Below are 13,483 nucleotides of genomic sequence, written 5' to 3' on the forward strand. Positions count from 1 at the left end.
GGCCCGTTTTTCTTCCATGCCTCCACGCATCCTCATCGTCGGCGCCGGCCTGTACGGCGCCACCTGCGCCCGCGAGCTGCACGACGCGGGCTGCCGCGTCCACGTGATCGAGCAGCGCGCGGCACCCGGCGGCAACTGCGCCACGCGGCATGTGCCCGAGGCCGACTGCCACGAGCACGTGCACGGCGCCCACATCTTCCACACCGACAACGAGCGCGTGTGGCGCTGGGTGCAGCGCTTCGCCCGCTTCAACGGCTACACCCACCGGGTGAAGGTGCGCCACGGCGCGCAGCTCTACAGCTTCCCCATCAACCTGTTCACGCTGCACCAGGTGTTCGGCGTGGCCACCCCGGCCGAGGCGCAGGCGGTGCTGGCGCGCGAGCGTGTGCCCATCGCCGAGCCGGCCAACCTGGAGGAGCAGGCGCTGGCCAGCGTGGGCCCCACGCTGTACCGCCTGTTCATCGAGGGCTACACGCGCAAGCAGTGGCAGCGCGACCCGCGCGAGCTGCCCGCCGACATCCTCAAGCGCATCCCCGTGCGCCTGGATTTCGACGACGGCTACTTCAACGACCGCTTCCAGGGCATCCCCGTGGGCGGCTACTCGGCGATGTTCGACCGCCTGCTGGCCGGCGTGCGCGTGGACTTCGGCGTGGACTTCCTGCGCGACCGCGAGCACTGGCTCGCGCGTCACGACCATGTCATCTACACCGGGCCGATCGACGCCTTCTTCGACCATGGCCACGGGCGACTGGGCTACCGCTCGCTGCGCTTCGAGCGCGAGCTGCTGCCGCTGGATGACTACCAGGGCTCGGCCGTGGTCAACCACACCGACGCGGCGGTGCCCTGCACCCGCATCATCGAGCACCGCCACTTCGAGCGGCCCGAGCCCGGCCGCCGCCGCACGGCCGGCCACACGCTCATCACGCGTGAGTTTCCCCTGGACGGCGGGCCCGGCCGCGAGCCCTACTACCCGGTCGCCACGGCGGACAACCTGGCGCGCCTGGCGCGCTACCAGGCCATGGCCGCGTCGCTGGTGCCGCAGGTGCACTTCGGCGGGCGCCTGGGCAGCTACCGCTACCTGGACATGCACCAGGTGATCGCCGCCGCCCTGGCCCATGTGCAGCGGGTGCTGGACACCCCACGTCACGCGGCTGTCGCATCCGGCATCGAACCATGAGCCGAACGGGGCAGGGGCCGGCCGTGGCCGCGTCACCCCCGCTCGCGAACATCCACGCCGTGAAAACCTTGAGAGCCATCCTCCTGGGCCTGGGCGGCCTGTGCCTGGCGCTGCCGGCCGTGCGCGCCGCGGAGCCGGGCTTCGACCTGCTGGAGCTGCAGGTCGAAGGCAACACCGTGCTGCCGGCCGCCGCCATCGAGGCGGCCGTGGAGCCGCACCTGGGCCCCGGCCGTGGCATGGCCGGCGTGGAAGCCGCGCGCACCGCGCTGGAGGCGGCCTACCAGAAGGCCGGCTACCTCACCGTGCTGGTGGACGTGCCGGAGCAGAAGGTGGACGGCGGCACGGTGCGCCTGGCGGTGCTGGAGGGCCGCGTGGGCGGCCTGTACGTGCTGGGTTCGCGCTACCACGACCAGGGCTGGATCCGTGCCAAGGTCAGCGCGCTGCAGGCGGGCGGCGTTCCCAACTTCAACGAGGTGCAGGCCCAGCTCGCCGAGGTCAACCGCGACAGCCGCCGCGTGCAGCCCGTGCTCAAGCCCGGCAAGCTGCCGGGCACGGTGGATGTCGAGCTGCAGGTGGAGGACCGGCTGCCGCTGTCCGGCTCGGTGGAGCTCCACAACCAGCACTCGGCCGGCACCGAGCCGCTGCGCATGCAGGCCTCGCTGCGCTACGACAACCTGTTCCAGCGCGACCACTCGCTGGGCCTGACCTTCATCACCGCGCCGGGCCAGCCGCGGCAGTCGCTGGTGGGGGTGGCCAACTACCTGATCGCCGAGCCCTCGGGCGACTCGTGGAACGTGTCGCTCACCTTGTCGGACAGCGACGTGGAGACGCTGGGCGGCACCCAGGTGCTGGGCCGCGGCGCCACGCTGGGCCTGCGCCGCGCGCAGGTGTTCGGCCGCCGCGGCGGCGACCGCACGGCGGTGCTCACCTGGGGCGCGGACCTGAAGCTGCTGCGCGAGCGCACCGTGTTCGGCGAGGCGGGCTTCTCCACGCCGCTGCGCTACCTGCCGTTCCAGCTGGCCTACAGCGACGCCAGCTACGCCGCGGCCGAGCGCTGGCAGTGGAACGCCAGCCTCACGGCGGCCTGGCGCGAGCTGCTGCAGCGCGATGTGGACTGCCCGCTGGCCAGCGGCGGCAGCGGCCCGCAGGACCAGTTCGCCTGCAAGCGCAAGGGCGGCGACGGCAGCTTCCTGGTGGGCAAGGTGGACCTGCGCACGCAATGGCGGCTGGGCGAGCCGGCCGCCGCCGGGAACAGCCCGGACACGCCAGGCGCCGCGGGCTGGGGCTGGCTGCATGCGCGCCTGGGTGCCCAGGTGGCCTCGGGCGCGCTCGTCAGCAGCGAGCAGTACGCCATCGGCGGCGCCGACACGGTGCGCGGCTACCGCGAGAGCGAGGCCACGGGCGACCGCGGGCTGATCGGCTCGCTGGAGTGGCGCTCGCCCAACCAGGCCAATGCCGGCACGCCGGGCCTGCGTGAGCTGTTCCCGCTGGTCTTTGCCGAGGCCGGGCGGGTGTTCACGCTCGACGCGGCCGCGGGCCAGGCGCCGGCGCAGTCGCTCGCGTCCTTCGGCCTGGGCCTGCGTTTCGTGGCACTCGGCGACGGCGCCACCACCGCCGAGGGCGGCCTCGACCTCGGCTTCCCGCTGCGCGCCACCGGCCACAGCCGCGTGGGCGACCCCTACGTGCATGCCCGCCTGGCCACGCGCTTCTGACGCGCCCGGCCCCCGCCACCCCCTTCTTGCCGCGACCATGACCCGCCGCCCCACTGCCTCTGCCCGCCACACCCGCTGCGCCGGCCGCCGCCACCTGCACGCGCGCCTGAGCCCCCTGGTGGCCGCCCTGGCGGCCTGCTGGCCGCTGTGGGTGGCGGGGCAGTCGCGCCCGCCCATCGCACCGCCGCCGCCCAACACCGTGCCGGTGCCGGCCGTGAGCTGGCGGGTCTATGGCAGCGGCAGCGCCGCGCCCGTCAACACGCCCAACCCGAACGGCGGTATCGACCAGACCATCCGCCAGGACAGCCAGCGCGCCATCTACCAGTGGCAGAGCTTCGACATCGGCGCCAACTCCAGCGTCACCTTCGACATGGTGCAGGCCAACTCGGCGGCGCTCAACCGCGTGTTCAGCGGCTCACCCTCGCGCATCTTCGGCAAGCTCAACGCCACCAACGGCGGCGAGATCTACCTCATCAACGCCAACGGCATCCTGTTCGGCCGCGGCGCGCAGGTGAACACCGGCGCGCTCGTCGCCTCGGGCCTGAACATCTCGGACAACGAGTTCCTGTCCGGCCTCACGAACCACCTGCTGTACGACCGCACGAACCCTGCCTTCCGCTACGACGGCGCGGCGGCCGACTTCGTGGACGCGAAGAACTTCGTGCGCGTGGACGAGGGGGCGACGATCACCACGACGAACGGCGGCCGGGTCTTCCTGTTCGCCAAGCGGGTGGAGAACGCCGGCACCATCACCACGCCGGGTGGCCAGACCATGCTGGCCGCGGGCGGCGAGATCTACCTGCAGCAGCCCTCGGACAACCCGCTGTACGCGTCCGAGGCCAACCCCGACGTGCCGGCGCTGCGCGGCCTGCTGGTGGAGGTGGGCGCCGGCCCGGCCGGGGCGCCCGAGGGCGTGCACGGCAGCGCGGTGAACGAGGCCACCGGCGTGATCAGCACGCCGCGCGGCAACGCCACCATCGTGGCGATGGCGGTCAACCAGATGGGCCGCATCACGGCCACCACCAGCGTCACCGAGAACGGCTCCATCATCCTGCGCGCCCAGGGGGCGGCGCAGGCGCTGAACGAGGGCGTGCGTGCCACGGAAGCAGGCGCGCTGGTGCTGGGCGAGGGCAGCCTCACCGAGATCACGCCGGACGACGGGACGGCCGGCAACGGCGGCGAGCCGCTGACCAGCGACGGCAATGCCGTGTTCGTGGCCCCGCGCATCGACCTGGCCGGCCGCAGCGTGCTGCTGGACCGCCACGCGAAGGTGGTGGCGCCGGGTGCCATCGTCGACATCCGCGCCGAGGCCGTGCCCAACACCCAGCCGGGCGACGGCCGCGGCTACACCGGCGACGGCACCGGCGACGGCTCGGGCGACCAGCGCATCGTGCTGGCCGACGGCGCGCTGATCGACGTCTCGGGCACCACCGACACCACCGAGAGCGTGGAGCGCTGGTTCGTCACCACCGGCCTGCTGGGCAGCAACGACCTGCGCGACGCCCCGCTGCAGCAGGACGGCCTGCTCTGGCGCAGCCGCGTGACCCTGGACGTGCGCGACGACTCCGCGATGCTCGGCAGCCTGGAGAGCTACCGCGACGGCCTGCAGCAGACCATCGGCGAGCGGCTGTCGGCAGGCGGCACCGTGCGCATGACGGCCGGCAGCGGCGTGCTCACCCATGCCAACTCGCGCATCGACGTGTCGGGCGGGCAGGTCACCTACACCGGCGCCTATGTGCGCGAGACGCAGCTCATCGGCGCGGACGGCCAGCTCTACAGCCTCACCGACGCGCCCGCCGACCTGGTCTACACCGGCGCGGTGAACCTGCAGAAGGGCGGCGCCGCCGGCTTCGACCGCTGGGGCGTGAAGGTCAACTACGGCAACCTCTCGCCGGCGCGCTACGAGGCCGGCTACACCGAGGGGCGCGCGGCCGGCAGCGTGCAGATCGTGGCGCCCACCGTGGTGCTCGATGGCCAGATGGACGCGCACGTCATCCAGGGCGAGCGCCAGCAGCGCGGTGACGATGCGTTGGCCGTGGGCGGCAGCCTGGCCATCGGTGCCGTCACGCAGAACGGCCAGGACTTCACCTCCGGCAACTACCAGGGCGGGCCGGTGCTGCGCGACTTCACCCTCAGCCGCGACGGCTCCGCGGTGGACCGCGACCAGCTCTGGGCCGACGCCATGCAGGCCATGCTGCCTGCCAGCTCCGGCATGCGCACGGGGCAGCTCGAGGCCGCCGGCTTCCAGCAGGTGGCCGTGGCCGCCGAGGGCGACGTGGCCCTGAACGCCGGCGACCCCAACGCCCGGCTGGACCTGGGCGACCAGGCCTCGGTGCGGTTGCTGTCGCAGTCCGGCGACGTGACGGTGGGCGGCACCGTGCGCAGCGCGGGCGGCTCCGTGGAGCTGAACGCGCGGCAGGGCCAGGCGCGGCTGGAGTCGGGCGGGCAGGTGCAGCTGCAGGGCCGGTTCGTCAACACGCTGCAGGACGGGCCGCGCCCCACCCAGGCCACCGTGGGCGGCAGCTTCAGCGCCAGCGGCGGCCAGGGCGTCACGCTGGCGGCGGGCAGCGTGGTGGATGTGTCCGGCGGCGCGGTGGTGGACGAGGACGGCCGCGTGCGGGGTGGGGATGCGGGTCGCATCGCGCTGGCCCACACGGCCGCCGCGGCCGGTGACGCACCCGGGCTGGTCATGGACGGCACGCTGCGCGGCGAGGCCTTGGGGGCCGCGGCCGGCGGCAGCCTGGGCCTCACCGCGCCGCAGATCCAGGTGGGCGGCACGCCGGCCGAGCCTGGCACGCTCACGCTGGACGCCGCCTCCCTGCTGCAGGGCGGCTTCGCCAGCCTGACGCTCGACGGCCGCCACCAGCTGGAAGTGGCCGCGGGCAGCCGCACCGAGCTGCGCCGCGACGAATACCGGGTGGACCCGCGCGATGCGGCGCTGCTGGCCAGCGGCGGCGACTGGCGCGACTTGGCCACCGCCGGCCCGGCTCCCGGCGTGACGCCGGCACCCGTGAGCCTGACGCTGCGCTCGTCGGGCACGGACGCCAGCGACGGCCGGCTGGTCGTGCATGAGGGCGCGGTGATCGAGGGCCCGGCGCGGTCGTCCATCCACCTGCAGGCGCAGAACCAGCTGCTCATGGACGGCGAGCTGCGCAGCGCGGGTGGCAACGTGTCGCTGGGCATCAACGCCCGGCAGGTCACCGAGACCGGCCAGCCGGTGTCCACCGTGCTGTGGGTGGGCGAGCATGCGCGCATCGACGTGTCCGGCACCACGCTGCTCACGCCCACCACCGACGGCACGCGCCAGGGCGAGGTGCTGGCGGGCGGCACCATCACGCTGTCGGCCAAGGGGGCCTCGGGCACCCAGCCGGTGCTGGTGCTGCAGCAGGGCGCCGAGCTGGCCGCCCGCGGCGCCAGCGCCGTGCTGGACCGCGCCGAGCTGGGCGAGACCGGCGTGCGCTGGACGCGCGCCGAGGTGGCCAGCCAGGGCGGCACCATCGCCATCGAGGCCGCCGGCCCGCTGGTGAGCGAGGCGCGGCTGGACCTGCACGGCGGCCGCGGGGCCGCGGGCGGCACGCTGGCGGTGAACGTGACCGCCGAGCCGACCAACCTCACCGGCTCGCCGGAGAACGAACGCCACGAGCTGCGCGTGACCGAGGGCCCCACCGACCGCACCGGCGGCGTGGCCCTGGGCGACACCGCCGGCATCGTGCAGCTGGACACCACCGCGTCCGTCTCCGCGCAGGGCATTCGCGCGTCGGGCGCCGCCAACCTGACGCTGACCGCGCGCGACGCGGTGCGGCTGATGGACGGCGTGGACCTGGACCTGCAGGGCACGATCACCGTGTCCAGCCGGGCGCTGGCCATGGAGCCCGGCACGCAGAGCACGCTGCAGGCCGGCCAGGTGCGGTTGCAGGGCTACGCGCCGCTGCCCGACGGGCTGTCGGCGCCGGTGCCCGCGGCCACCGGCGGCAACGGCGTGCTGGACATCCGCTCCCGCGACGGCCTGCTGGTGGCGGGCGACTGGGTCACCCAGGGCATCGACCGCCTGGCGCTCACGGCCGGCGGCGACATGATGCTGCTCGGCCCGGACGGCAACCGGCTGCAAGGCAGCCTCAGCGTGGCCGGCGACGTGGCGCTCACCGCGCGCCAGATCTACCCGGGCACGGGCACCGATTTCCGCCTCACCGCCGGCACGGCGGAGGCCGGGCGCGACATCACCATCGCCGGCCAGGGCGACAGCGCCGACGCGCGCACGCCGCTGTCGGCCGGCGGCCGTCTCACCCTTCAGGCCGCCACCATCACCCAGGGCGGCGTGGTGCGCGCGCCGCAGGGCCAGATCGTGCTGCAGGCCAGCGAGTCGGTCACGCTCACCGACGGCAGCGTCACGTCCGTGTCGGCCGATGGCCTGCTGCTGCCCTACGGCAGCACCGTGGGCGGCCAGTGGCGCGGCCCCGACGACGAGGCGCTGGACGGCGCACCCACCAAGCGCATCGACATCCAGGCGCCCACGGTGGAGCAGCAGGAAGGCGCGACGCTGGACCTGTCCGGCGGCGGCGACCTGGTGGGCTACGAGTTCGTGCCGGGGCGGGGCGGCTCCAACGACGTGTTCGCGGGCGGCAACGGGGCCTATGCCCTGGTGCCCGGCGTGCAGGGCGCGGCGCTGTACGACACCACCCTGAACGGCGCGGCGGGCTTCGGCCGGCAGATCACCATCGGCCCGGGCGGCCCGCTGCCCGCGGGCACCTACACGCTGCTGCCGGCGCGCTATGCGCTGCAGCCCGGCGCGGTGCTCATCGAGCCCGTGGCCGGCGGCACGCCGCTGGGGCTGGGCACCACCGTGCGCCAGGCCGACGGTACGGTGCTGCTGGGCGGCCGACTGTCCACGGCCGGCACGGGCATCGCCGACGCGCGCGCCACCACCTGGCGCGTCAGCACCGGTGCGCAGGCGCGTGAACGTTCGGAGATCCGCGAGACGCGCGCCAACGTCCACTTCAGCGAGCAGGCGGCGCACGATGGCGTGGGGGTGGGCGAGCGGCCCATGGACGCGGGCACGCTGTCGCTGACGACCACCCGCGCGCGCCTGGACGGCCGCATCGACATGGCCGGTGGCACCAGCGGCAGCGTGGGCGGCCGGGGTGGCCGCGCCGAGTTCGTGGCCGACGAGGTGGTGGTGAGCGCCGATGGCGAGGCGGCGGGCGACGGCGCGCTGCACCTGTCGGTGGACACGCTCAACGGCCTGGGCGCGCAGACGCTGGTGCTGGGTGCGCGCAGTGGCGTGGCGCCCGCGGACGGCGGCGACGACGCCCCTGCCGATGGCCTGACGACCCTGGACGTGCAGGCCAGCCGCGTGACGCTGGACACCGGCGGCCAGGCGCTGCAGGTCAACGACCTGGTGCTGGCCGCGCAGGACGCGGTGCAGGTCGTCGACGGCAGCGTGGTGGTGGCGCGTGCGCCGGCGGGCGCCGCCGCGCCGGCCGGCCTGCGCATCGAGGGCGACGGCGCCGCCCTGCGCGTGGCCGCCGCCCCGGGCGCTGCCCTGGTGCGCCAGGGCGTGGACATGGCGCAGGGCAGCCTGCAGGTGGGCGCCGGCGTGCGCCTGGATGCCGGCGAGGGCACCCTGGTGCTGGACGCCACGCACGACACTAAGATCGCCGGCTCGGCGCGCCTGGACGCGGGCGAGATCACGCTCGGCTCGCCGGTCATCGCGGTGGGCGGGCCGGCCGGCGGCACGGGCGTGCTGGCGCTCACGCCGGGCCTGCTGGCCCAGGTGAGCGAGGCGGACGAGCTGACCCTGCGCGCCTACCGCTTCATCAACCTCAAGGACGGCGCCGTGCTCGGCGAGGACGCGAGCGGCGCCCCCACGCTCGACCGCCTGGTGCTGGACACCGCCACACTGCGCACGGCCGAGGCCACGCAGCAGGGTGCGCGCATCACGGCCGGCGACATCACGCTCACCAACACCACTGGCCGCGTGGGGGCGCCCACCTTCGACGGCGACGGCCGGCTCACCCTGCACGCCAGCCAGGCGGCCGGCGGCGGCGGCGACATCCACCTCGGCGAGGGCCGGGTGGTCATCCAGAACGCGGCCACCGCGCTGCTGGCGGCGGATGGCGCCGTCCGCCTGGACGCCGAGGCCAGCACCCTGGCCACGCACGGCGACCTGACGCTGCGCGCGGACGCCCTCGTGGCCGGCCGCGCCGGGGCGGAGGCCACGGTGCAGGCGGGTGGCCTGCTGCGCACCGAGGCCAACGCCGACAGCACGGCGCCGGCCTCGGCGCTGGGCGCCGCGCTCACCCTGGAAGGCGAGCGCATCGAGCACGCCGGCCGCATCGTGCTGCCCTCGGGGGCGGTGACCATGCAGGCGGAGCACGGCATCACGGTGGCGGCCGACAGCCGGCTGGACGTGGCCGGCCGCACGGTGGCCGTGGGCGAGGCCCAGGTCACCACGGACGGCGGTGACGTGCGCCTGCACACCGTGCACGGCGACCTCGCGCTGCGAGGCGGCAGCATCAACGTGTCGGGCGGCGGCGCGGGCACCACCGGCGGCGCCGGTGGCCGCCTGGCCCTGGAGGCGCCCGAGGGCGCGGTGCAGCTGGGCACCGACCTGCACGGCACGGCCGGCACCGGCGCGGGCACCCCTGGCGCCGAGGTGAACGTGGACAGCGCGCAGGCCGTGGACCTGGCCGCGCTGGCGCGCGCCCTGGACGAATCCGACCCGGCCAGCTTCGGCGGCGCCATCCGCCTGCGCCAGCGCGAGGGAGACCTGGTCGTCGGCCCGCAGACCACGCTGGCCGCGCGCGAGATCGTGCTGGCGGCCGACGACGGCGCGCTCACGGTGCAGGGCACGCTGGACGCGCGCGCCGTGGAAGGTGGCCGCATCACGCTCGCGTCCGAGGGCGCGTTGACCGTGGGGGCCGGCGCGCAGCTGCTGGCATCGGCCACCTCGGCCGGCGGCGACGGCGGCCGCGTGTGGCTGGGGGCCGAGACCGGCACGCTGGCCTTGCGCGAGGGGGCAGTGATCGACGTGTCCGCCGGCAGCGACACCGCCGACGCGGGCCGCCTCACCCTGCGCGCCGAGCGCCTGGGCGTGACGGACGCGAACCCGGGAGGCACCGGCGTGGACATCGCGCCCATCGGCGCGGCGATCCGCGGCGCCGGCCGCATCGACGTGGAAGCGGTGAAGGTCTACGACGGCGTGGAGCGCATCACCGACTACGCGCCGCCGGCCCACGGCACGCTGCTCGTCGGCACGCTGGCCAGCGACGGCCTGGCTTTCGTGGGCGCGGATGGCAGCCGCGCGGCCGCCATCGCCGACCGGCTGGCCGGCGGCGACGCGACCGTGCGGGAGGCCCTGCGCATCCACGCCGCGGCCGAGGTCCGCGGCGAGGGCGACATCGAGCTGCACATGGCCGGCGGCAGCTGGACCACGCCGACAGAGCGCGCCGAGGTGGCGCTGCGCGGCGGCGACGTGTCCGCCGTGGGCGACACCAGCATCACCGTGCGCGCCGGGGGCGAGCTCACCGTGCGCTCGTCCATCGACATGGGGGCGCACTGGAGCGGCCACAGCCGCGCGGGCGGCTCGCTCACGCTGGTGGCCGGCGCCGACCTCGCCGGCGCCGCGCCCACCGCCCTGCAGGCCGGCAGCGACGCGGCGCTCACCATCGGGCGGCGGGGTGCGACCAGCGACGTGCGTGTGCGCACCACCACGGGCGACATCACGCTCGCCGCCGCCGGCGACGTGGACCTCACCCAGGGCAACGCGCGGGTGTTCAGCACCGGCGTGGTGGCGCAGGACGAGGCGGCCCAGGCGGTGCGCGATGCGCTGTTCCGCCCCGACGCCTTCCGCGTGGAGGGCGGCGACGTGCGGGTGGAGGCGGGCGGCTCGGTGCGCTCGCGCTCGGTCTTCCGCGACGACGCCTACTACTACAACGCCGGCACCCTGCTCGGCGTGCAGCCGGGTGCCTGGCAGCGCATCGACGAGTTCGGCGACCAGGTGATCTGGGACGCCCGGCCGGACGAATACGGCGCCGGCCTGCAGCACGGCCTGGGCGCCTTCGGCGGCGGCCGCATCGACGTGCGCGCCGGCCGCGACGTGGTGGACCTGACGGCCGCTGCGCCGAGCAGCGGCTTCCTCGACGCGGACGGCGGCGCGCACACCTACGGCGGCGGCAGCGTGCGCGTCAGCGCCGGCCGTGACGTGGTGAACGGTGTCGTGCAGGCCGGGGGTGCCGCCCTGGTGGTGGACGCCGGCCGCGACGTGGCCTGGCGCGAGCGCCCGGTGCTCACCGTGGAGTCCAGCCCCAGCCCCGGCCTGCTGCTGGCGCACGAGGACACGGCGGTGCGGGTGAGCGGCCGGCGCGACGTGACCGTCGGTGCGTCCACCAGCAGCCATGCGCTGGACGGCGAGTGGATCAGCGGGCTGGCACCCCAGGCGTCGCTCCACGTGCTGGCGGCCGGTGGCGCGCTGCAGTACCGCGCCGACGCCGAGCTGCCCTCGGCCGAGAACATGGGCCAGCCGACCTTCCAGCTCTGGCCCGGCCAGGTGACGATGGCGGCGCCCTCGGGCAGTGTCACCTTGTCCGGCGGCGGCAGCAGCGCCCCGGTGATCCAGCAGGCCGAGTCCGCGGCGGTGCGGCTGGACCTGCTGGCCGGCGGCTCGGTGCAGGTGGACACCGACCTGCAGGTGAACGCCAGCTGGAGCCAGGGCGTGGCGCACCACGACAGCAGCGGCTCCGACCCGCTGAGCGTGGACGGCAGCGGCCTGCCCGGCAGCGCCTGGCTGGCGCTGGAGTTCAACGACCTGCAGCGCGGCGACGGCGCCGGCCTGGACCGCAGCGACCGCACGCCGGTGCGCCTGGTGGCCGGCGGCGGCGACGTGACGCTGGGCGGCTCGCTGCGCAGCGCGCGGCCGGTGCGCCTGCTGGCGGCGGGTGACATCGCCTTCACCGGCACCAACGCCAACTCCGGCCTGGAGGTGCAGCACCAGCCGCAGCGCCTGGACGGCGGCGCCAGCGTCTCCGAGCTGAGCCTGCTGCGCGCGGGTGGCGACATCACGCTCGGCGCGGCCGGCGTGCGCGTGGCCGGCGGCGGCGACCTGGTGCTGCTGGCCGGGCGCGACATCGACCTCGGCCGCGGCGCCGGCATCCAGGCCGTGGGCAACGTGGACAACGCCACCCGGCTGCCCACCGGCAGCGCCGGTGTCACGCTGGTGGCCGGCGTGCGCGCGGACGGCGCCGATTACCAGGCCGCCTCGCTGCGCGGCTTCGGGCTGCTGGGCGCCGCGGGGCTCACGAAGCGCAGCGCCGACCTGTACGCGCTGCTGGCCGCGGAGGGCGGCGCCGCGCCCGGCCTGGGCAGCCCCGAGGCGGCGGCCTTCGCCGCGCTGGACACGGCGGGCCAGCTCGACCGCGTGCGCAGCCTGCTGGGCCCGGCCGCCTACGACGCCGCCATCGCCCGCTATGTGCGCGGCCTGCCGGGCCACGCCGGCGACAGCGACGCCCAGGCCATCGCGGCCTTCGCCACGCTGTCGGACGTGAAGCGTGGCGCGGCGCCCGGCAGCCTGCTGGCCGAGGCCTTCGGCCAGCGCGACGCTGCCACGCGGCTGCCGTTCCTGGCGGCGGTGGCGCGGGCCGACGCGGCGGCGTCCTCCCCCGCGTTCATCGGCTTCGTCCAGGCCCACACCGGCCGCACCGGGCTCAGCCTGGAGCAGGCGCTGGCGGCCTTCGAGGCGCTGCCGCTGGAGCGCCAGCTGCTGCGGCTCAACGCCGTGCTGGTGGACGAGGTGCGCACGCACGGCCGCGCCGCCGTGGCGGCCCGCCTGGCCACCGAGAAGGAGGCGGCCTACGACCGGGGCTACGCGGCCATCAACAGCCTGTTCGCGGTGGACGCGCCGGGCCGGCCCGACGGGGACATCCGCCTGCCGACCACGCAGGTGCGCACGCTGCAGGGCTCGGGCATCACGATGCTGGTGCCGGGCGGCTCGGTGAACGCGGGCGAGACGGGCAGCAGCACCAAGCCGGCCAGCGCGCTCGGCGTGGTCACGGTGGGCGGCGGTGACATCGCCGGCATCGCCCAGGGCGACATCCTGGTGAACCAGTCGCGCATCTTCACGCTGGCCGAGGGCGACATCCTGCTGTGGTCGTCCACCGGTGACGTGGACGCGGGCCGCGGCGCCAAGACCGTGGTCGGCGCGCCGCCGCCCGTCTACCGGCTGGACGCCAACGGCCGCATCGTGGTGGACACCAGCGGCTCGTTCAGCGGCAGCGGCATCGCGGTGCTCGACCCCGACAGCGCGCTCGACCTGTACGCCCCGGCGGGCGCCATCGACGCCGGCGAGGCCGGCATCCGCGCCGTGGGCAGCGTGACGCTGGGCGCCGACGTCATCCGCGGCGCGGACGACATCGTCGGCGGCTCGGTGGCCGGCGCGCCGCCCGCCGCGCCCACCGTGGGCGCCACCGCCGCGCTGGCCGCCGCCGCCGATGCGGCCACGGCCGCCACCCGCCCCGACGACGACGACGAGGACGAGCGGCGCAAGAAGCGCCGTGCCCGCCGCCAGCTGCTGCTGGAGTTCCTGGGCTTCGGCCAGGGCTGA

General features: G+C 75.7%; 3 protein-coding genes. All 3 read left to right on the forward strand.

The features are described from left to right. The first annotated feature begins 16 nt into the window (after positions 1-16). The 3 genes from glf to ACE3UN_RS04450 are packed head-to-tail and all read left to right on the forward strand — an operon-like array spanning position 17 to position 13,483. Positions 17-1,177, forward strand: coding sequence for a UDP-galactopyranose mutase (gene glf / locus ACE3UN_RS04440; RefSeq protein WP_374673710.1), 1,161 nt, complete (start codon positions 17-19; stop codon positions 1,175-1,177). Positions 1,178-1,236: 59 nt separating this feature from the next. Beyond that, positions 1,237-2,889: a ShlB/FhaC/HecB family hemolysin secretion/activation protein gene (locus tag ACE3UN_RS04445; protein ID WP_374673711.1), complete on the forward strand. Its 1,653-nt coding sequence runs from the start codon at positions 1,237-1,239 to the stop codon at positions 2,887-2,889. A 37-nt stretch (positions 2,890-2,926) separates the two neighbouring features. Further along, complete coding sequence (locus ACE3UN_RS04450; protein ID WP_374673712.1) at positions 2,927-13,483, forward strand: filamentous haemagglutinin family protein; 10,557 nt, start codon at positions 2,927-2,929, stop codon at positions 13,481-13,483.

Source organism: Ideonella sp. (genome assembly GCF_041918995.1).
Lineage (GTDB): Bacteria > Pseudomonadota > Gammaproteobacteria > Burkholderiales > Burkholderiaceae_C > Ideonella.

Excerpts from the sequence above, each read along its gene's own strand:
- glf (WP_374673710.1), top strand. The coding sequence starts at position 17 with ATGCCTCCACGCATCCTCATCGTCGGCGCCGGCCTGTACGGCGCCACC.
- ACE3UN_RS04450 (WP_374673712.1), top strand. The coding sequence starts at position 2,927 with ATGACCCGCCGCCCCACTGCCTCTGCCCGCCACACCCGCTGCGCCGGC.